We start from the raw sequence: 20,336 nt of genomic DNA on the forward strand, positions 1-20,336 counted from the left end.
GTCCGGCACACAGGCTACCCTGCCGCACAGCCGTGGAGACTGCCGTGTGAACAAGCTGCGTCAACGCCTCGACAACCTGCCGGTCGGCCACAAGCTGCTGGCAGCCCTGCTGGTGCTCCTGCTGGCCGTACTGCTGCTGGCCAACCTGGCGTTCATCAGTGCCGCCTACTGGATCTCCCGGGAGAGCCTGACCCCTCAATCGCTGCACACCCTGGCTCGCCTGATCGCCAGCCCGGCCCTCAGCCAGCAGGCGCTGAGTTCGCCACAGGCCGCGCAGGCCGTGCTGCAGCACCTGGATAGCTATACCAGCCTGCGTGCCGCCGCACTGTACGACCGCCAGGGCAACCTGCTCGCGCAACTGCAGCGCGGCAGCCCCTTGCCACTGCCGGAACAGGCCAGCGCACTGGCCAACTGGCAACAGCAGGAGTTTCGCGCCAGCCTGCTGCAGGCCCTGCCCGAACAGGCCAGGCAGCCCGGCTACCTGCTCCTGGTGGCCAGTAGCGAAGTACCGGGCGCCTTCTATACCGGTACGCTCAGCGCCAGCCTGGTGATCCTGCTGTGCAGCCTGCTGTTCGGCGTCTGGGTATTGCGCCAGGTACGCCGCCTGATCACCCGGCCGATCCGCCGCCTGGAAGAGTTGTCGCAGCGGGTCACCCGCGAAGAAAACTATGCACTGCGCGCCCGCCCCGGTAATCAGGACGAGATCGGCAGCCTGGCCACGGCCTTCAACACCATGCTCGAACGCATGGCCAACCGCGAACGCGAGCTGCAGGAGGCCCATGCACAAACCCGCCAGCAGAGCGAGGCGCACGAGCGCAGCAACCGTAAGCTGGCCCTGGAAGTGCAGGTGCGCAGCAAGATCGAGAAGAAGCTCACCGGTTTCCAGAAATACCTCAACGACATCATCGACTCCATGCCCTCGGCACTGATCGCCGTCGACGAGCAACTCTATGTCAGCCAATGGAACCAGCAGGCCAGCCGCCTGGCCGGCTGCACGGCCGAACAGGCCCTGCACCGCCCCTGTACCCAGGCCTTCGCCGCGCTGCGCGATTACCTGCTGCCCTTGCAGCAGTGCCTGGCCCGCCAGCAGGTACAGCGTATCGAGCGGGTCTGCTGGCCCGATGCCCAGGGCCAGCCACGTCACTATGACCTGACCCTCTACCCACTGAGCGGCAAACATGGTCTGGTGATCCGCATCGACGACATCACCGAACGTCTGGCCATGGAGGCGCTGATGGTACAGTCGGAAAAGATGCTGTCGATCGGCGGCCTGGCAGCCGGCATGGCCCATGAAATCAACAATCCACTGGGCGCCATCCTGCACAATGTACAGAACATCCGCCGGCGCCTGTCTGTCGACCTGCCCCGTAACCAGGACGCTGCACTGAGCAGCGGCGTGCGCCTGGAAGCAGTCAACCATTACCTGCAGGCGCGTGACATCCCCCACCTGCTGGAAGGTATCCAGCAGGCCGGCAGCCGGGCCAGTCGCATCGTGCGGCACATGCTCAGCTTCAGCCGGCGCAGCGACCACCTGTTGCACCCCTGTGCACTGGAGCCCCTGCTCGAGCAAGCGCTGGAAATCGCCGGCAACGACTTTGCGCTGGTCGAAGGCCTGGATTTCCAGCACCTGCACATCGAGCGCGACTATGCCAGCGACCTGCCCGCCGTGCCGGTGATTGCCAGCGAACTGGAACAGGTGCTGCTCAACCTGCTGAAGAACGCTGCGCAGGCCATCCAGCAGCGCCCCGCAGGTAGCCCGCCCGGACGCATCCTGCTGCGCACCCGACGCTGTGGTGCCTGGGCGCAGATCGAGTTGCAGGACAATGGCATGGGCATGGATGACGCGGTACGCAAGCGTATCTTCGAGCCGTTCTTCACCACCAAGGATGTCGGCCAGGGCAGCGGCCTGGGCCTGTCAGTGTCGTATTTCATCATCACCAACAACCACAAGGGGCAGATGGACGTACAGGCCCGCCCCGGCCAGGGCACCTGCTTCACCCTGCGCCTGCCGCTACCTGGTGTTTTACCGTCGCCCCCTGCACAAGCAGGGGCAGACACGGAATAATGCCCGCCCCGTCATGTCGAGAAGGACTGCCAGTCATGGGCTATCGCCTATCGAAGATCTACACCCGCACCGGTGACCAGGGTGAAACCGGGCTGGCCGATGGCCGCCGGGTTGCCAAGGATCACCCACGTATCGAAGCCATCGGCGAGGTGGACATGCTCAACAGCCAGCTGGGCCTGCTGATCGCCGAACTGGTCGAACAACAGAGCATGTGGCCGGCCCTCGGCGAACTGCTCGAGGTCCTCGAGCCTTGCCAGCATCGCCTGTTCGATCTGGGCGGCGAGCTGGCCATGCCCGAATACCAGGCCCTGCAGGACAGCGACATCGAGGTCCTCGAACAGGCCATCGACCGCTGGAACGAAGAGGTCGGCCCGCTCAAGGAATTCATCCTGCCGGGCGGCTCACGACTGCTCGCCCAGGCGCATGTCTGCCGTAGCCAGGCGCGCACCGCCGAACGCCGCTGCCAGCAGCTCAACGCCCTGGAGCCGCTACGTGGTACGGGCCTGGCCTACCTCAATCGTCTCTCCGACCTGCTGTTTGTCGGCAGTCGGCTGATTGGCAAGCGCATGCATATTGGCGAAATCCTCTGGCGCGCCGCCGAGCGTCGCTGACCCCGACCTGCCCGGCGGCCGCTACTCAAGGATGAACAGGGCCGCCCCGCTGAAACGCGCAGCGAATGAGGCTGCCGGCATAGGCCGACCAAACAGGTAGCCCTGTACCTGGTCGCAGCCATGCTCGCGCAGGAAGTCCAGCTGCGCCTGCTCTTCGACACCTTCGGCAATCACCCGCAGATTGAGACTGTGCGCCATGGCGATGATGGCGCGGGCAATCTGCGCATCCTGCTCGCCATCGGGAACCCCGTCGACAAAGCTGCGGTCGATCTTCAGCACATCGATGGGAAACTGCTTGAGGTAGTTGAGCGACGAATAGCCGGTACCGAAGTCATCCACCGCCACCCCCACGCCCAGGCGCTTGAGGCCACGCAAGACCTGCAGGGTTTCAGCCACATCACGCATCAGGATACTTTCGGTCAGCTCCAGCTCCAGGGCCGCCGGCGCCAGGCCGACCTGCGCCAGGGTGGCGGCGATCCGCGCCCCCAGCTGGCCATCGGCAAACTGCCGCGCCGACAGGTTGATCGACACCTTGGGTAATTGCAGGCCCGCCATCTGCCAGGCCTGTAGCTGACGGCAAGCCTCCTGCAACACCCAGTCACCGACCTGCACCACCAGGCCCAACTCCTCCAGCGCCGGCACGAACTCATCGGGGCGCACCAGGCCGCGGCGGGGATGTGCCCAGCGCAGCAGAGCCTCGGCCCCGATCAGGCGCTTGCCGTCACCGGAAAACTGCGGCTGGTAGTACAGGCAGAACTGCCCGGCTTCCAGGGCATGGCGCAGGTCGCTTTCCAACTCCAGGCGCTCCAGCGCGCGGGCGTTCATCTCGGCCTGGTAAAACTGAAAGTTGTTCTTGCCCTTTTCCTTGGCGTGATACATCGCGGTATCGGCATTCTTCATCAACTGGCTGAGTTCAGTGCCATCCTGCGGGGCCAGCGCGATGCCGACACTGGCACTGATGAAGAACTCGCGCCCCTCCAGTACGAAAGCCTGCTGCAGGCGTTCCAGAATACGCTCGGCAACCCGGATGGCCCGGTGCAGCGCCTGGTCGCGGCTTTCCTGGGCGACCAGCAACAGGGTGAACTCGTCGCCGCCCATGCGCGCCACCGTATCTTCATCGGCCACGCAGGTCAGCAGGCGCTGGGCAACTTCCTTGAGCATGCGGTCACCCGCCGCGTGGCCCAGCGAGTCGTTGATCGGTTTGAAGCGGTCCAGGTCGAGGAACATCAATGCCACCCACTGCTCATGCCGTGCAGCATGCTGCAGCGCGGTATGCAGGCGGTCCTGGAACAGCGTGCGGTTGGGTAGCTGGGTGAGGTTGTCGTAATAGGCCAGTCGATGGATACGCTGCTCGCTGGCCTTGCGCTCACTGATGTCGTTGAAGAAACACACGTAGCTGACCAGGTCGCCATCATCATCGCGAATTGCGGTAATCCCGACCCAGGCTGGGAAAGGCTCACCCTGTTTGCGGCGCAACCACAACTCCCCCTCCCAGCTGCCTTGCTCGGCCAGGCGCTGGCGGATGAACTGCAGGCTGGCAACCTGCTGGCGGTCAGCCATGAGCATGGCCGGTTGCTGGTCGATCACCTCGCCACTGGCAAAACCGCTGATGCGCCCGAAGGTTTCGTTAACCTGCACGATGTAGCCGACCAGGTCGGTCACCATAATCGCCGCGGTAGAGTGTTCGAACACCGTGGCCGCCATGCGCAGCTGTTTCTCGGCGCGGCGCTGCTGGCTGATGTCGCGCCCCACGCCGAGCAGGCCGAGCAAGCGCTGTTGTTCGTCCCAGAGCAGGCTGACCCGCAGCTCGACGGGAATCTTCTTGCCATCGGCACGCAGGCAGTCGAGGACGAACACCTCGGTATTGAAACGCGCCCGCCAGGCCTGCAGGCGCGCCGGCTGTCCCTGCAACTGGCGAACCTGGGCAAGCAGCGCGAGCAGAGGTTGCAGCTGCGCCGGCACGGCGATCAGGCTGTCGAAACCATGTGCCAGCAGCCAATCGCCATCGTAGCCGAAGAGTTTTTCTGCAGAAGGGCTGACGTAGTTCAGGCGCAGGTCACGGTCGGTGGTGACGATCACATCGCTGGTGCTTTCCGCCAGTAGCCGGTAGCGCTGTTCGTTGGCACGCAACGCCTCGCGGGCGGCAATCTGCTCGGTAATGTCCTTGGCGATACCGATCAGCCGGCTGACCCGCCCGTTGTGATCGCGACTGAGCGCCTGCTCGCGGATGTCGAACCAGTGCCAGTGCCCGTTACGATGTCGCCAGCGCAGCTCGAACTGCATCAGCTGGCCATTGCCAATCACCTTCTGCAAATTACGCAGGCGCCCGTACAGCTCCCCGTCGTCGGGGTGCAGCAGTTTCTCCCAGGGATTGTTGCCCAGCGCACGCCACTGCGCCGTGTCGTAGCCCAACTGCGTCATCAGGTGATTGTTGCTGAACAGCACGCGACGTCCGGGAATATCGTGCACATACAACAGGTCGGGCACGGCACGAATCACTTCACCCCAGAAGTGCTCACGCTCGACCAGGGCCAGCTCGCTGCTCTTGCGGCTGCTGATGTCACTCATGCTCAGGGTGACCGCATCCAGATCAGCCACGTTATCCGGCAGATTGAGGGTCAGCCACAGGTAGCGCGTCTCCCCCTGGGCAGTACGAATGCAGCTTTCCATGGCCAGGTGCTGCGGACGCCCGAGCAGTGCCACCAGCAAATGCAGGCGCGCCGAGCCGGCCTCCAGCGGACCATGGTCGATCAGTAGCCGCCAGGCCTGGCGGGCATCAGCCACCCCCAGCAACTGTTTGCCCAGCTGATTGATCTCGCTGATGCGCAGCAGTTGCAGCAACTCGGCATGACGCTGGCCATCCTCCGCCAACCAGTCGAGCAACTGTGCCTGGTCGCGCACCTGCAGTTGTTGCAGGCGCTGACGCAAGGCACTGAGGTCGAGCACGCACAAACCGCAACCGGCCCCCTGGAAAATATCCTGGTAACGCCGCCGGGTGTCATCGAGCACCGCCAGGGCCTGCTGCTGCTCGGTGACATCACGCAACACCCAGACCAGCCCGAGACGCTCACCAGCATCCTGCAACTCGCTGCGGTGCACGGCAAACAGACGCGTCGTGCCATTTTGCAGCAGCGGCAATAGCTCATCCTCGCTCGACGCGTCAGCATCCAGCTGCACGCCAGGCAGCAGCTCAGCCAGGCGATACTGGCCGGCCTGGGCGGAGCTCAGGCCAAACATCTGTTCGGCACGCCGATTGAGAAAACGCAGCTGGCCCTGACAGTCACTGACCAGCACCTGCTCGTCGATCGCCGCCAGAGCACTGGCGGCCTGCAACAGCGAGCGCTGCGAGCCGGCATGCAACTCGCGCAGGCGGCGCTGCTCACGCAACAGCGCATAAAGCACCAGCAAGGCCAGCAGCAGGCACAGCACGAAGAACAGCAGCTGCATGGCCAGCGACTGCCGCCACCCCTGCAACAGGCCGGGTGCCGGACTCAAGGCAATGATCTCGCCATCGCTGTGCGGCAGGGGCAGACGGCGCAGGCTGCGAGCCGCCTGCTCGGCACTCAGCGGGGCGGGTTGTACACGCCCTCCGCGACTGTGCCAAAGCACTTGCTGGCTGACCTGATCGAACAGCAGCCATTGCGCCTGTTCGCTCTGGCTGGCCGGCAACCACAACGGCAAGGCCTGCGCATGCATGCGCAACAGCCAGTAGTGCCCCGGACGTTCCGCCTGACGCAGACTCATCTGCAATAACTGCGGCGCCTCCAGCCAGCTTAGGTAATAGGGCTGCTCACCCTGTCGCTGCCGTATGGTTTGCCACATCTCGACCGGCAAGGCCGGCTCGGCACTGTCCACCAACCCTTGTGGGCCAACCCAGGCCAGGCTGTGCAGGTTGGGGAACAGCTGCTGCAGACTGAACAGCAGCTCGTCACGCAGCGCGCCCTGCAGCGGCTGCGCCGCCTGCCGACTGAGCAGGGCACTGGCTACTTGCGCCTTGAGCTCAAGGGTCAGGCTCACCTGACTGAGCAGTTGCTCGGCACTATCCAGGCTGCGTTGCTGCGCGGCTTCCTGCGCCTGCCGGTACTGCTGGTGCAGCTGCCAGGCAAGTAGCAACAACATCACCAGCAACAGCACGACCAGCATGCCCTGGTAGGCGCCACGCCCCTGGGAGGGAGGCTGAACCGGTGTGGCTGGCATGTGTGCAAGATCGGACAAGGACAACATTCCCGTAGTCAGCCGGCAGGCACCGGATGAATTGATACATGAAGAAGGCAAACCCACGCCCGGCGCATGGCCGGAGGCTTACAGAAAAAGCAAAAACAATGCCGCATCGCACGGCCTGCTAGCAGGTCGTTGAAAAACGTAGGCGAGGCAGGCAAGACAAGGCGAAAACGGCCGCAACGTAGCGAAGCGGAGTAATAGCCGCAGGCTGGCCCGCAGGGCGAACGCAGTGAGTCAAAAGCGCAGTTTACGTGTTGTAAATGAGCATTTTGAGGCTGTTTTCAACGCTGTATTGCCAACGCAGGTAGTTTTCCAACGGCCTGCTAGACACAGGCAGCACCACCAGTCTGACCATCCGGCACATCAGGGGTTGCCTGCCAACCTGCAAGAATGCCGATTTCACCGGCAAAGTGCCAGCCGCAGGCGCCGGGTGGTTTGCCCTGTCTGGCGCATTCCGGTAGCTTTGCGCCACGCGCGCGCGGGCGAGCCAATCGCCGCCAACGCGCTTTAATTTCAGATCGCTAGCAAGGTCCGTCATGGCTCAATACGTCTACAGCATGCATCGGGTGAGCAAGGTCGTTCCCCCCAAGCGTGAAATTCTCAAGGACATCTCTCTGTCGTTTTTCCCTGGCGCCAAGATCGGTGTGCTGGGCCTGAACGGCGCGGGTAAATCTACCCTGCTGCGCATCATGGCCGGCGTCGATACCGAGATCGACGGCGAGGCCCGGCCGATGCCGGGCATCAAGGTCGGCTACCTGCCGCAGGAGCCGCAGCTCGACCCCAGCAAGACGGTGCGCGACATCGTCGAAGAGGCCGTAGGCGAGATCAAGCAAGCCCAGGCGCGCCTCGACGAGGTGTACGCCGCCTACGCCGAGCCGGATGCCGACTTCGATGCGCTGGCCGCCGAGCAGGCCAAGCTGGAAGCCATCCTGCAGGCCTCCGACGGCCACAACCTGGAGCGCCAGCTGGAAGTGGCCGCCGACGCTCTGCGCCTGCCGCCATGGGACGCCAAGATCGAACACCTGTCCGGTGGCGAGAAGCGCCGCGTGGCGCTGTGCCGCCTGCTGCTGTCGGCACCCGACATGCTGCTGCTGGACGAACCGACTAACCACCTGGACGCCGATTCGGTGGCCTGGCTGGAGCGCTTCCTGCACGACTTCCCCGGCACCGTGGTAGCCATTACCCACGACCGTTACTTCCTCGACAACGTCGCCGGCTGGATTCTCGAGCTCGACCGTGGCCACGGCATCCCCTACGAGGGCAACTACTCCGGCTGGCTGGAATCCAAGGCCAACCGCCTGGCCCAGGAAGCCAAGGCCGAAGCCTCGCACGCCAAGGCCATGAAGGCCGAACTGGAATGGGTACGCCAGGGCGCCAAGGCGCGTCAGGCCAAGTCCAAGGCGCGCCTGCAACGCTTCGAGGAAATGCAGTCGCAGGAATTCCAGAAGCGCAGCGAAACCAACGAGATCTACATCCCGGCCGGCCCGCGCCTGGGCGACAAGGTCATCGACTTCCATAACGTGTCGAAGTCCTTCGGTGATCGCGTGCTGATCGACGACCTGTCCTTCAGCATCCCCAAAGGCGCCATCGTCGGCGTGATCGGCGGCAACGGTGCCGGCAAGTCGACCCTGCTGCGCATGATCACCGGCAAGGAGCAGCCGGATTCCGGGACCATCGAGATCGGTGAAACCGTGCAGATCGCCAGCGTCGAACAGAGCCGCGACATGCTCGACGGCAGCAAAACCGTGTGGGAGCAGATCTCCGACGGCTTCGACATGATCAAGGTGGGCAATTACGAGGTGCCGTCGCGCGGCTACGTCGGGCGCTTCAACTTCAAGGGCGCCGACCAGCAGAAGTTCGTCAAGGACCTCTCCGGCGGTGAGCGCGGCCGCCTGCACATGGCCCTGACCCTCAAGCAGGGCGGCAACGTGCTGCTGCTCGACGAACCGTCCAACGACCTCGACGTGGAAACCCTGCGCGCCCTGGAAGAAGCGCTGCTGGACTTCCCCGGCGCGGCCATCGTGATTTCCCACGATCGCTGGTTCCTCGACCGTATCGCCACGCACATCCTCTCCTACGAGGACGACGGCAAGGTCAACTTCTTCGAAGGCAACTACAGCGAATTCGAAGCCGACCGCAAGAAGCGCCTGGGCGATGCCGCTGCGCAGCCGCACCGCGTACGCTACAAGAAGCTAGCCCAATAAAAGGGCGCAAGCCGCACCGAAACGGAGCCTTAATGGCTCCGTTTTTTCTTGTTTTCACACAAGCTTTTATGTTTTTGCACCAAAAAAGTACATGAAAGCGACGTTTTGCTCTATTGCAAGGCACGCCTCCTTTGGTAGAGTCCGCGCAAAAACGCGTACTCCCATTTTTTGAGCTATCGAGAACTGCCATGAGCGAAAACGTTGATGCCTTCCTCGCCCGCCTGAAGCGGCGTGACCCTGAACAACCCGAATTCCACCAGGCCGTGGAGGAAGTCCTGCGCAGCCTCTGGCCGTTCCTCGAAGCCAACCCGCACTACCGTGATGCCGGCATCCTCGAGCGCATGGTCGAGCCTGAGCGGGTCATCTTGTTCCGCGTACCGTGGGTCAACGATGCCGGGCAGGTACAGGTCAACCGTGGCTACCGTGTCCAGATGAGCAGTGCCATCGGCCCCTACAAGGGCGGCCTGCGCTTCCATCCGTCGGTCAACCTGGGCGTATTGAAGTTCCTCGCCTTCGAGCAGGTCTTCAAGAACTCGCTGACCTCGCTGCCCATGGGCGGCGGCAAGGGCGGCTCGGACTTCGACCCCAAGGGCAAGAGCGAAGGTGAAGTGATGCGCTTCTGCCAGTCGTTCATGAGCGAGCTGTACCGCCACATCGGCGCCGACCTGGACGTTCCGGCCGGTGATATTGGCGTCGGCGGCCGCGAGATCGGCTACCTGTTCGGCCAGTACAAGCGCCTGTCCAACCAGTTCACCTCGGTGCTCACCGGCAAGGGCCTGACCTATGGCGGCAGCCTGATTCGTCCGGAAGCCACCGGTTACGGCTGCGTGTACTTTGCCCAGGAAATGCTCAAGCGCGATGGCCAGGATTTCGATGGCAAGCGCGTGACCATCTCCGGCTCGGGCAACGTGGCCCAATATGCCGCGCAGAAAGTCATGGAGCTGGGCGGCTCGGTGATTTCCCTGTCCGATTCCGAAGGCACCCTGTTCATCGAAGCGGGCCTCAGCGAAGAGCAATGGCAGTACCTGATGGACCTGAAAAACGTCCGCCGCGGCCGCCTCAGCGAAATGGCCGCGCATTACGGCCTGCAGTTCCTCGCGGGCCAGCGTCCCTGGCAACTGCCTTGCGACATCGCCCTGCCCTGCGCCACGCAGAATGAGCTGGACGGCAACGATGCCCGCACCCTGCTGAAGAATGGCTGCTTCTGCGTCGCGGAAGGCGCCAACATGCCGTCGACCCTGGAAGCGGTTGACCTGTTCGTCGAGGCCGGCATTTTCTACGCCCCGGGCAAAGCCTCGAACGCCGGCGGCGTGGCCACTTCCGGCCTGGAAATGAGCCAGAACGCCATGCGCCTGCACTGGACAGCCGGCGAAGTGGACGAGCGCCTGCATGGCATCATGCAGAACATCCACCACGCCTGCGTGCACTACGGCGAGGAAAACGGCCGCATCAACTACGTCAAAGGCGCCAATATCGCCGGCTTCGTCAAGGTAGCCGACGCCATGCTGGCCCAAGGCGTGGTCTGACCCCGCCGACGCCTGCCCGAGCCATCTGGCCCCGGGCAGGCGCTCCCCGCTCAATAGTGATACCAGCGCAGCTGTAGCTGCACCTCGTTCTGCGCTGGCGTCCACTGACTAAACTCACGGCGCGCCGCCAGGCGTAGCGCCAGATCAGCACCCAACTCCCACTGCTGTTGCAGCGCCAGACTGCGGCGTACCTCGCCATTGGCAAAGTAGTCGCCACGCCCCTCGAGGCTCAGATTACCCAGCCCGTTGCGCCACAAGATCCCCGTATTGAAACCCACCGCCGGCTCCAGCAGGTTGCCGAACTGGGCATTGTGCTCAACCCGCGCCGTACCCATAGCGAAGCCCAGCAGCCTCTCGCTCAGTTGCCAGCTGCCGCCGGCACCCCCGCTGAGATGCCCGACCAGCTCGCGCTGGCCGTCCTCGCCCGGCACACGCTCCAGGCCGCCGCCGACCTGCCAGCTGATCGGCTGCAACAGGCGGTTGCGCGGAGTCAGCGAGCGAATATTGGCCAGGTCCAGGCGCTGCAGCTGCCAGTGGTTGCCTTCGTACTGACGCACCTGCATCCCCAGGATCTCGATCTGCGCACCCAACGGGAAGCCCTGCGCGTTGTCGTTGAGGTCGTGATAGGCCATGCGCAAGCCGTACTCGGCGTAGCTGCGCCCCTCCTGGCTACCCAGGGCAAGTTGCCAGGTACGTGACTGATGCCCCTCTTCCGGCAACCCCGGCCGCTCGACCTGCAAGGGCTCGGGAGGGTTGCGGTTGATGGACTGCAACAGACGCAGGCTGCGCTGTGCCACCTGGCTGTCACGCGCCTCACCCGTCGCCTGGTAGCGCAGCAAACGATAGGCGGTATCCTGCACCTGGGCCTGACGCGGCAAGGGCAGCGCGCGGAACTGTGCGTCCTCCAGCCGGGCAGGATCATCGGCCAGGCGCAGAGCCCAATCTTGTTCAGTGGCGTCCAGCCCGGCACTGCGGGTCAGCAGTTCACGCTCGCGCGACGGCCGGTAGTCGATCTGCTCGACCAGCCCCGCCTGCTTGACGGCCTTGACCGTATCGGCGGGAATCGCGGTCAGCGGGAACTGCTCGGTCAGCCGCAGGCCGGGACGGGCAATCTCGAGGAGTTCCAGCAGGCGATAGGAGCAGTTTTCGTCAAAGAAGTAATAGTCGAAGCGAACCTGCTTGAGTTCCCAGACATGCTCGACCATGCGCTGGGTTTCCTCGGCCGAGAGATTCAGCCGGTACTCCCACAAGTCACGGTTTTCCAGACGACTGTACTCGCTGAGTTTCTCGCGGTAGGGCAGCAGGGCAAACAGCCCGGGGTAGCCACCCATCAGGCCTTTCCAGGCATACAGGATGCTGTTGTCGCTACCCTCGATATAGGCGCCGAAATTCAGCGCATAGCTGAGCATCGCCGTGCTTTGCGCAAAGTCTGGCGGGTCGATGCGCAGCAACGTGTGTCCGAACATCGACGAAGGACTATTCAGGTAGGCCGCGGGGAATACCAAAACCGTGCTGTGCGGATTGACGTCGGCCAGCCAGGCTTCGTATTCACTGCAGGTCACCGCCGGCAGATCATCCAGCTGCAACTGCTCGCGCAGCCAGCGGGTACGCGCCGGGTAGCGGCACTGCGCATGCTGATCGGCGTCGCTCAGCGGCGCGTACAGGGCCGCCAGGGTCGCACGCAGTTCGGCCTGCGGATCGTGCGCGCCCTGCTCGGCGAGGAAAAACTGCGCATCGTCGACATGGCTACGCCAGCCACCCAGGCGCGCCGCTTCGTAATGTCCCAGTGCCAGCCAGAACGGCTGTTCAGCCAGTTCGGCCAGAGGCAACGCGGACGCAGCCGCCTGAGCGCCGCCAGCGCTGGCCAGGAGCAGCGGCAAGAAAAATCTTCGCATGGGGGGACAACCGGAAAAAGCAGCGGCGACCGATGTGCACCGGCCGCCGCGGGGAGGGTCAGAACGCCAATCAGGCCTGCTTGGCGTACTTGGCCAGGCGCGCGTCAGCCTTCAGCACGGCCAGCGTGGCTTCATGCACCTGCTGCTCGTTGACATCGGCAGCGCTGAAAATCTCGCTGAAGTGCGCCTGGGTCACCGCGGCAAAATGCGCGCGGTCTTCCGGCGCCACGCCCAGTACCACGGCATAGGTGGTCAGCGCTTCGCCTTCACCCTTGGCCATGTCTTCGGACAGCTCGTCCATGATGCCGCTGAGTACCAGCATCGGCTTGCCACCGTAGGTCAGTACGCCGCTGGTGGAGCAGCCGTTGGTGCCCGAGGTCATGCCGAAGGTGGCGTTGCCCGAGGTGCCGTTAGTGGTGGAGGCGACAAAGTGCGAGGGCATGCCGCTGTGGCCCTTGAACAGCATGTTGCCCCAGCCACAGTTCGGGCCGCCCGGAGCCTCGGCAAAGGCGCTGGCGGAGGTGACTGCAAGCAAGCTAGCAAACAGAACTCGTTTCATATGCTGATCTCTTCTTCTGGTCATGGGGTCGGCGTCATTGCCAACCTGTGTGTCAGCATTTTGCAAGCGCCGCGCCCTGTCAAGGCGCAGAGCCGGCAATAGCCCGCAAAATACAACGTTTGATCCATGTCACGGCGCCCATCACCACACGCGCCACACTGATAGCACTCTCCTGCACACCGAGGTGCCCGCATGTCTACGTTCGACCCCGCCGCCGCACTGGAACAACTGCTTGCCGAATACAGCCAGCGCGCTGCGGCGATTCGCCACGACCTTGGCAAGGCGCACGCTGCCGACTTCGCCGAACAGGCCGTGGAACGGCAAAACGACGAGGTACTCAATGCCCTGCTCGCCGAAGCGGAAGCCGGCATGCGCCTGGTGGGCCTGGCCCGCCTACGCCTGGCCGAGGGCCGCTACGGCCTGTGCCAGCGCTGCGGTGAAGCCATCAGTCCCGCCCGCCTGCAAGCCCTGCCGGCGGCGGAATACTGCCTGCACTGCGCCGACCAGGCGAGCTGACAGGCCTCGGGAAACGCCGGCAAGGACGCTCCAGGCTGCCTGAGTGCAGCCGGCCAACCTTGCTGGCGGGGCAGGTGACGGCCAGAATGTTCGCCCAATGCAGTGATGTGCCTGCGCATTCGCCCCACCGCCCCCAGGATTCACCATGCCCGATACCCTTGCCAACGCGCTGCGCCTGCCCGTGCAGTCCCTCGCCCGCCCGTTCAGCCCCGAGCAGTTCAGCTTTGCCAGCACCGATGAACTGGAACCGTTCCGCGGCGTGCTCGGCCAGGAGCGCGCCGTGGAAGCCATGCAGTTCGGCGTGGCCATGCCGCGCCCCGGCTACAACCTGTATGTCATGGGCGAGTCGGGCACGGGACGCTTTTCCTTCAGCCAGCGTTACCTGCGTGCCGAAGCCAAGCGCCAGCCCACCCCGGGCGACTGGCTGTATATCAACCATTTCGCCGAACCCCGCGAGCCCCATGCGCTGGGTCTGCCGGCAGGACAGGCGGCCAGCTTCTGCAATGAGATCAGCCAGCTGATCGACAACCTGCTCGCCACCTTCCCGGCGGTGTTCGAGGCGCCGACCTACCAACAGAAGAAAAGCGCCATCGACCGCGCCTTCAACCAGCGTTACGACCGCGCCCTGGACAACCTGGAAAAGCGTGCGCTGGAAAAGAACGTCGCGCTGTACCGCGACAGCAGCAACATCGCCTTCACCCCCATGCAGGAAGGCAAGGCGCTGGATGAGGCCGAGTTCGCTCAGCTTCCCGAAAGTGTCCGCGAGCAGTTCCACGAGGACATCGCACAGCTCGAGGAGTGCCTCAACGAGGAACTGGTCAACCTCCCGCAATGGAAGCGCGAGTCAAGCAACCAGCTACGCCAGCTCAACGAGGAAACCATCAGCCAGGCCCTGGCCCCGCTGCTCGACCCGCTGCTGCAACGGCATGCCGACAACCCCGGCATCCTCGCCTACCTGCAGGCCATGCACGACAACCTGCGGCGCACCGTGGTCGATCAACTGGTCGACGACAGCAAGCCCGAACTGCAGCGGCGCGAGCTGCTCGAAGAGCAGTACGCCCCCAACCTGCTGGTCGGCCATGCCGAGGGCGCCGGCGCGCCGGTGATCTTCGAGCCGCACCCGACCTACGACAACCTGTTCGGGCGCATCGAGTACAACACCGACCAAGGCGCGCTCTACACCAGCTACCGCCAGCTGCGCGCCGGTGCGCTGCACCGTGCCAACGGCGGCTACCTGATCGTCGAAGCCGAGAAACTGCTCTCCGAACCGTTTGTCTGGGACGCCCTCAAGCGCGCCCTGCATTCGCGCCAGCTGAAGATGGAAGCGCCGCTGGTCGAACTGGGGCGCATCGCCACGGTCACCCTCAATCCGCAGCGCATCCCCTTGCAGGTCAAGGTGCTGATCATCGGCTCCCGCGAGCTGTACTACACCCTGCAGGACCTCGACCCGGACTTCCAGGAGATGTTCCGCGTCCTGGTGGACTTTGACGAAGAGATCCCCCTGGCCGAGGACAGCCTGGAACAGTTCGCCCAGCTGCTGAAAACCCGTACCAGCGAAGAAGGCATGGCCCCGCTGAGTGCGGCCGCCGTGGCCCGCCTGGCCACCTACAGCGCGCGCCTGGCGGAACACCAGGGACGCCTGTCGGCACGCATCGGCGACTTGTTCCAGCTGGTCAGCGAAGCGGATTTCGTCCGTCAGCTGGCCGGTGCCGAGCTGACCGACGTCGGCCATATCGAACGCGCCCTCAAGGCCAAGGCCGACCGCACCGGACGCGTGTCGGCGCGCATTCTCGACGACATGCTCGATGGCACCATCCTTATCGACAGCGCCGGCGCGGCCATCGGCAAGTGCAACGGCCTCACCGTACTGGAGGTGGGCGACTCGGCCTTCGGTGTGCCGGCGCGAATTTCCGCCACCGTCTACCCGGGCGGCAGCGGCATCGTCGATATCGAGCGCGAGGTCAACCTCGGCCAGCCGATTCACTCCAAGGGCGTGATGATCCTCACCGGCTACCTGGGCAGCCGCTACGCCCAGGAGTTTCCCCTGGAAATTTCCGCAAGCATCGCCCTGGAACAGTCCTACGGCTACGTCGATGGCGACAGCGCGGCCCTCGGCGAGGTCTGTGCACTGATCTCGGCACTGGCCCGTGCGCCGCTCAAGCAGTGCTTTGCCATCACCGGCTCGATCAACCAGTTCGGCGAAGTGCAGGCGGTCGGCGGGGTCAACGAAAAGATCGAAGGCTTCTTCCGCCTGTGCCAGGCGCGCGGGCTGAGCGGCGAGCAGGGCGTGATTATCCCGCGTGCCAACGTCAGCAACCTGATGCTCGACGAACGCGTGCTGCAGGCAGTGCACGCCGGACAGTTCCACGTATTTGCCGTCAGCCATGCCGACCAGGCACTCAGCCTGCTGGCCGGCGAGGCGGCTGGCGAGGCCGATGCGCAGGGGAATTTCCCCGAGGGCAGCCTGAATGCCCGCGTGGTAGCCCGCCTGCGCGAGATTGCCGAGCAGGGCCTGGACGACGACAACGACAAGGCCGAAGAAGCCCCGGTCAGCAAATCGCGGCGCACCCGCCAACCGGCCGCGGACAAAGCCAAGAGCGGCGACGGCGCCTGACCCAGGCGGCTGCTAAGCTGCGGATAAGCCCCGCTGCGAGGACTGCCGCCATGCCGACGACCTTCTGTCTGATCCGCGACTGCCTCGGCCTGCGCCTGCGCATCGAATGCCAGGCCCGCGCCCTGCGTGATGGCAGCGGCCTGTGGTGGATACTATGTGCCGCCGGCCGCGATGGCGAACCAGTCAGTGCGCTGCGCAGCCAGGGTCCGTTCCACGGTGAACTACAGGCGCAGCGCGGGCTGCAAGCCATCATCGCCAACCTGCAGGCGCTGGGTTACCAGAGCAGCGCCCAGCCAGCACTGTGGAGCCTGCCGCTCCAAGCCGAGCTACGCCGTCTCCAGCACCAGCCGCATAGCCGTCCCTGGCATTGCCCGCAACATCTGTGAATGGGCTCGCGCTTGTCTGGATTGGGGCCACGGGTATACTTGCGACCCGTTTTTTCCGGCTTGGAGTCACCCCATGGAACGCTTTCTGGAAAACGCCATGTATGCCTCGCGCTGGCTGCTGGCGCCCATCTATTTCGGCTTGTCGCTTGCCTTGCTGGCCCTGGCACTGAAGTTCTTCCAGGAAGTCTTCCACATCCTGCCCAATGTCTTCAGCATGGCCGAGGCCAACCTGATTCTGGTGCTGCTGTCGCTGATCGACATGGCCCTGGTCGGTGGCCTGCTGGTGATGGTGATGATTTCCGGCTACGAGAACTTCGTTTCGCAGCTGGACATCGATGAAGGCAAGGAGAAGCTCAACTGGCTGGGCAAGATGGACTCCGGCTCGCTGAAGATGAAAGTCGCGGCATCCATCGTGGCCATCTCCTCGATCCACCTGCTCAAGGTATTCATGGATGCCAAGAACATCCCCGACAGCAAGCTGATGTGGTACGTCATCCTGCACCTGACCTTCGTCGCCTCGGCGTTCGCCATGGGCTATCTGGACAAGCTGACCAAGCATGACCACTGAGTGAACGCCACTTGTCATGCCGATGACGGCCTTTCATATGCCAGCGCCCCAACCTTGAGTTAGAATGCCCGCCTTTTTCCAGCATCGCCCCGCAGAGGACTGCCATGTTCAGCCGTGATTTGACCCTCGCCCGTTTCGACGCCGATCTGTTTGCCGCGATGGAGCAAGAAGCCCAGCGCCAGGAACATCACATCGAGCTGATCGCTTCGGAGAACTACACCAGCCCGGCCGTCATGGAAGCCCAGGGCAGTGTGCTGACCAACAAGTACGCCGAAGGCTACCCGGGCAAGCGCTACTACGGTGGTTGCGAGTACGTCGACATCGTCGAGCAACTGGCCATTGATCGCGCCAAAGAGCTGTTTGGCGCCGACTACGCCAACGTCCAGCCGCACGCCGGTTCGCAAGCCAACGCCGCGGTATTCCAGGCGCTGGTCAAGCCGGGCGACACCGTACTGGGCATGAGCCTGGCCCACGGCGGCCACCTGACCCACGGTGCCAGCGTCAACTTCTCCGGCAAGATCTACAACGCCGTGCAGTACGGCATCACCGATGCTGGCCTGATCGACTACGACGAAGTCGAGCGCCTGGCCGTCGAGCACCAGCCGAAGATGATCATCGCCGGTTTCAGCGCCTACTCGCAGGTGCTGGACTTCGCCCGTTTCCGCGCCATCGCCGACAAGGTCGGTGCCTACCTGTTCGTCGACATGGCCCACGTGGCCGGTCTGGTTGCCGCCGGCGTGTACCCGAACCCGGTACCGTTCGCCGACGTGGTCACCACCACCACCCACAAGACCCTGCGCGGCCCGCGCGGCGGCCTGATCCTGGCCAAGGCCAACGAAGAGATCGAGAAGAAGCTGAACTCCGCTGTGTTCCCGGGCGGCCAGGGCGGCCCGCTGGAGCACGTCATAGCCGCCAAGGCCGTGTGCTTCAAGGAAGCCCTGCAGCCTGAGTTCAAGGCTTACCAGCAGCAGGTGGTGAAGAACGCCCAGGCCATGGCTGCCGTGTTCATCGAGCGCGGTTTCGACGTGGTTTCCGGCGGCACGCAGAACCACCTGTTCCTGCTCTCGCTGATCAAGCAGGACATCACCGGTAAGGACGCCGACGCCGCTCTGGGTCGCGCCTACATCACCGTGAACAAGAACAGCGTGCCGAACGACCCGCGTTCGCCCTTCGTTACCTCCGGCCTGCGCATCGGCACCCCGGCCGTCACCACCCGTGGTTTCGGCGAAGCCGAGTGCCGCGAACTGGCCGGCTGGATCTGCGACATCCTGCAGAACATGGGCGATGAGTCGGTGATCAACGCCGTACGCGAGAAGGTCAAGGCCGTCTGCGCCCGTCTGCCGGTGTACGGCAACTGATACACTGCGTTACCTGAGTGGCAGGCCCAACCTGCTACTCATTCACTGTTTAGGCCAGTAGCTCAATTGGCAGAGCGGCGGTCTCCAAAACCGCAGGTTGGGGGTTCGATTCCCTCCTGGCCTGCCAAACAGGCAAAGGCCCGGCATAGCACTATGTCGGGCCTTTGTGTTTTACCCGACCCAGTCTTGCCCTGCACTCCCCGCACCAGCCATGCGTTGGCGTTGCCACGCCACGCACACGCCGTACAACGTCTTCTGCCCGACACTTGCTATAGTGTGGAAAACCCAGTCAGGAGTGCAGCAATGACCGATACCAGCCAAGAGCGCCGGCGCTTCCAGCGCATTGCCTTCGACGCCGCCACCGTGCTCAGCCAGGGGGATCATCAGTGGCCGGTAGAATTGCTCGACATCTCCCTGCGCGGCCTGCTGGTACGCTGCCCGGCAATCTGGCACGGCGATCCGCAACAACCCTTCACGGCACGCCTGAGCCTGGATGACGGCACCCAGGTACAGATGGACGTCCAGCTCACCCGCGACAGCCAGGGACTACTGGGCTTCCTCTGCCAGCACATCGATCTCGAATCGATCAGCCACCTACGCCGCCTGGTCGAACTCAACCTGGGCGACAGCAGCCTGCTGGAACGCGAGCTCGCCGCCCTCAGCGACAACTGACACTGCTGCCCACCTGCACAGCGCCGCCTCCGGGCGGCGCTTTGCTGTGTGCCCGCCATCTTTATGTACAACTTTTCCGACCTAACTGTACAAAAGCATTGACTTGTACAACAGCACACCTAAGATGAACACAAGCTGTACAACAAATCAGATTTGTACAACACATCCTAGGAGGCCCCATGCATACGTCGATGCCCAAGCCCAAGCTCGCCATCAGCGCCTGCCTGCTCGGCGCCAACGTGCGCTTCAACGGCGGCCACAAGGAATCGCGCCTGTGCAGCCAGAGCCTGGCCGAACATTTCGAGTTTGTTCCGGTATGCCCGGAAGTCGGCATCGGTCTCGGCACCCCCCGCCAACCGATCCGCCTGGTCGGTGATGCGCAATCTCCGCGTGCCGTAGGGACCGTCCAGCGCGAGCTGGATGTCACTGATGCGCTGCGCGACTACGCCGAACGCATGGCCGGCGAACTCGACGATATCTGCGGGCATATCCTCATGCAGAGGTCGCCGTCCTGCGGCATGGAGCGGGTCAAGCTCTATCAGGACAATGGTTATCCGGCCGAGGGAGGGGCAGCCGGTATCTATGCAGCCCGTTTCATGGCGCTGCGCCCCGACCTGCCGGTAGAAGAAGACGGCCGCCTGAACGACCCGGTGCTGCGTGAGAACTTCATCACCCGTGTATACGCCTATGCCGAATGGCAACGCTTGTGCCGAGCCGGCCTGAGCCGACGTGGCGTGCTGCAATTTCACGCACGCTACAAGTACCAGCTGCTGGCCAATAATCCGCAGGCCTACAAAGAACTGGGCCGGCAACTGGCCAGCATTGCCCAGCATGACCTTGAGCAGTTTGCCGCCGACTATTTCAGCCGCCTGATACAGGCCTTGCGTCGTACCGCCAGCCGCGGCAGCCACAGCAATGTACTGCAGCACCTGTTCGGTTACCTCAAGCATGCACTGAGTGCCGAGGAGAAGCGCGATACCGTGCAACTCATTGAGCAGTACCGGGAAGGCATCGTCCCGCTGGTGGTTCCGCTGACTCTGCTCAAGTACCACTTCCGTCGCCATCCGCATCCCTATGTGGCGCAGCAGGCTTATCTGCAGCCGCATCCGGAGCGCCTCAGCCTGCGCAACGCGCTCTAAAC

15 protein-coding genes and 1 tRNA gene are annotated in these 20,336 nt (G+C 63.9%); 12 read left to right on the forward strand and 4 right to left on the reverse strand.

Going from position 1 to position 20,336, the window contains the following annotated elements; all coding sequences use genetic code 11:
* The first annotated feature begins 46 nt into the window (after positions 1–46).
* Positions 47–2,065 (forward strand): ATP-binding protein, encoded by a 2,019-nt coding sequence (locus CFY91_RS04650; RefSeq protein WP_093985177.1) that lies wholly within the window; start codon positions 47–49, stop codon positions 2,063–2,065.
* A 35-nt stretch (positions 2,066–2,100) separates the two neighbouring features.
* Positions 2,101–2,676, forward strand: coding sequence for a cob(I)yrinic acid a,c-diamide adenosyltransferase (locus CFY91_RS04655; protein WP_093985178.1), 576 nt, complete (start codon positions 2,101–2,103; stop codon positions 2,674–2,676).
* A gap of 21 nt (positions 2,677–2,697) precedes the next feature.
* On the opposite strand, the gene CFY91_RS04660 is transcribed toward CFY91_RS04655, so the two are convergent.
* Complete coding sequence (locus CFY91_RS04660; protein WP_188390275.1) at positions 2,698–6,873, reverse strand: EAL domain-containing protein; 4,176 nt, start codon at positions 6,871–6,873, stop codon at positions 2,698–2,700.
* A gap of 271 nt (positions 6,874–7,144) precedes the next feature.
* Positions 7,145–7,435, reverse strand: coding sequence for a hypothetical protein (locus CFY91_RS04665; protein WP_093985179.1), 291 nt, complete (start codon positions 7,433–7,435; stop codon positions 7,145–7,147).
* Between CFY91_RS04665 and ettA the strand changes: the two genes are divergently transcribed.
* Positions 7,434–9,101 (forward strand): energy-dependent translational throttle protein EttA, encoded by a 1,668-nt coding sequence (gene ettA / locus CFY91_RS04670; protein ID WP_093985180.1) that lies wholly within the window; start codon positions 7,434–7,436, stop codon positions 9,099–9,101. The genes CFY91_RS04665 and ettA overlap by 2 nt on opposite strands.
* Positions 9,102–9,289: 188 nt before the next feature.
* Positions 9,290–10,627, forward strand: coding sequence for an NADP-specific glutamate dehydrogenase (gene gdhA, locus CFY91_RS04675; RefSeq protein ID WP_093985181.1), 1,338 nt, complete (start codon positions 9,290–9,292; stop codon positions 10,625–10,627).
* 50 nt (positions 10,628–10,677) lie between these two features.
* Here the strand turns inward: gdhA and CFY91_RS04680 are convergent, their stop codons facing one another.
* Both CFY91_RS04680 and CFY91_RS04685 read right to left on the reverse strand, forming a co-directional pair.
* Positions 10,678–12,522, reverse strand: coding sequence for an Lnb N-terminal periplasmic domain-containing protein (locus tag CFY91_RS04680; protein WP_093985182.1), 1,845 nt, complete (start codon positions 12,520–12,522; stop codon positions 10,678–10,680).
* Positions 12,523–12,592: 70 nt separating this feature from the next.
* A complete protein-coding gene (locus tag CFY91_RS04685) occupies positions 12,593–13,081 on the reverse strand; it encodes a DUF3015 domain-containing protein (RefSeq protein WP_093985183.1) in 489 nt (162 codons plus the stop codon).
* A gap of 192 nt (positions 13,082–13,273) precedes the next feature.
* Between CFY91_RS04685 and CFY91_RS04690 the strand changes: the two genes are divergently transcribed.
* From CFY91_RS04690 to CFY91_RS04725, 8 genes are all read left to right on the forward strand, one after another.
* Positions 13,274–13,597 carry a TraR/DksA family transcriptional regulator gene (locus tag CFY91_RS04690; RefSeq protein ID WP_093985184.1) on the forward strand — a complete coding sequence of 108 codons (324 nt, stop codon included), beginning with the start codon at positions 13,274–13,276 and terminating at the stop codon, positions 13,595–13,597.
* A gap of 145 nt (positions 13,598–13,742) precedes the next feature.
* A complete protein-coding gene (locus CFY91_RS04695; protein ID WP_093985185.1) occupies positions 13,743–16,211 on the forward strand; it encodes a Lon protease family protein in 2,469 nt (822 codons plus the stop codon).
* A 50-nt stretch (positions 16,212–16,261) separates the two neighbouring features.
* A complete protein-coding gene (locus CFY91_RS04700; RefSeq protein WP_093985186.1) occupies positions 16,262–16,597 on the forward strand; it encodes a PA4575 family protein in 336 nt (111 codons plus the stop codon).
* A 73-nt stretch (positions 16,598–16,670) separates the two neighbouring features.
* Positions 16,671–17,165: a TIGR00645 family protein gene (locus CFY91_RS04705; RefSeq protein ID WP_093985187.1), complete on the forward strand. Its 495-nt coding sequence runs from the start codon at positions 16,671–16,673 to the stop codon at positions 17,163–17,165.
* A gap of 104 nt (positions 17,166–17,269) precedes the next feature.
* Positions 17,270–18,523: a serine hydroxymethyltransferase gene (gene glyA, locus CFY91_RS04710; protein WP_093985188.1), complete on the forward strand. Its 1,254-nt coding sequence runs from the start codon at positions 17,270–17,272 to the stop codon at positions 18,521–18,523.
* A 51-nt stretch (positions 18,524–18,574) separates the two neighbouring features.
* Positions 18,575–18,650, forward strand: a tRNA-Trp gene (locus CFY91_RS04715).
* A 176-nt stretch (positions 18,651–18,826) separates the two neighbouring features.
* The gene (locus CFY91_RS04720) at positions 18,827–19,195 is read left to right on the forward strand and encodes a PilZ domain-containing protein (RefSeq protein WP_101193231.1); all 369 of its coding nucleotides are present in this window, start codon (positions 18,827–18,829) and stop codon (positions 19,193–19,195) included.
* 179 nt (positions 19,196–19,374) lie between these two features.
* A complete protein-coding gene (locus CFY91_RS04725) occupies positions 19,375–20,334 on the forward strand; it encodes a YbgA family protein (protein ID WP_093985190.1) in 960 nt (319 codons plus the stop codon).
* Positions 20,335–20,336: the final 2 nt, after the last annotated feature.

The sequence above is a fragment of the Pseudomonas fluvialis genome (assembly GCF_002234375.1).
In the GTDB taxonomy this organism is placed as follows: Bacteria; Pseudomonadota; Gammaproteobacteria; order Pseudomonadales; family Pseudomonadaceae; genus Aquipseudomonas; species Aquipseudomonas fluvialis.

Bases quoted from the DNA above. Each gene is read 5' to 3' on its own strand.
- CFY91_RS04655 (WP_093985178.1), top strand. From the start codon at position 2,101: ATGGGCTATCGCCTATCGAAGATCTACACCCGCACCGGTGACCAGGGT.
- CFY91_RS04660 (WP_188390275.1), bottom strand. From the start codon at position 6,873: ATGCCAGCCACACCGGTTCAGCCTCCCTCCCAGGGGCGTGGCGCCTAC.
- ettA (WP_093985180.1), top strand. From the start codon at position 7,434: ATGGCTCAATACGTCTACAGCATGCATCGGGTGAGCAAGGTCGTTCCC.
- CFY91_RS04665 (WP_093985179.1), bottom strand. From the start codon at position 7,435: ATGACGGACCTTGCTAGCGATCTGAAATTAAAGCGCGTTGGCGGCGAT.
- gdhA (WP_093985181.1), top strand. From the start codon at position 9,290: ATGAGCGAAAACGTTGATGCCTTCCTCGCCCGCCTGAAGCGGCGTGAC.
- CFY91_RS04680 (WP_093985182.1), bottom strand. From the start codon at position 12,522: ATGCGAAGATTTTTCTTGCCGCTGCTCCTGGCCAGCGCTGGCGGCGCT.
- CFY91_RS04685 (WP_093985183.1), bottom strand. From the start codon at position 13,081: ATGAAACGAGTTCTGTTTGCTAGCTTGCTTGCAGTCACCTCCGCCAGC.
- CFY91_RS04690 (WP_093985184.1), top strand. From the start codon at position 13,274: ATGTCTACGTTCGACCCCGCCGCCGCACTGGAACAACTGCTTGCCGAA.
- CFY91_RS04695 (WP_093985185.1), top strand. From the start codon at position 13,743: ATGCCCGATACCCTTGCCAACGCGCTGCGCCTGCCCGTGCAGTCCCTC.
- CFY91_RS04700 (WP_093985186.1), top strand. From the start codon at position 16,262: ATGCCGACGACCTTCTGTCTGATCCGCGACTGCCTCGGCCTGCGCCTG.
- CFY91_RS04705 (WP_093985187.1), top strand. From the start codon at position 16,671: ATGGAACGCTTTCTGGAAAACGCCATGTATGCCTCGCGCTGGCTGCTG.
- glyA (WP_093985188.1), top strand. From the start codon at position 17,270: ATGTTCAGCCGTGATTTGACCCTCGCCCGTTTCGACGCCGATCTGTTT.
- CFY91_RS04720 (WP_101193231.1), top strand. From the start codon at position 18,827: ATGACCGATACCAGCCAAGAGCGCCGGCGCTTCCAGCGCATTGCCTTC.
- CFY91_RS04725 (WP_093985190.1), top strand. From the start codon at position 19,375: ATGCATACGTCGATGCCCAAGCCCAAGCTCGCCATCAGCGCCTGCCTG.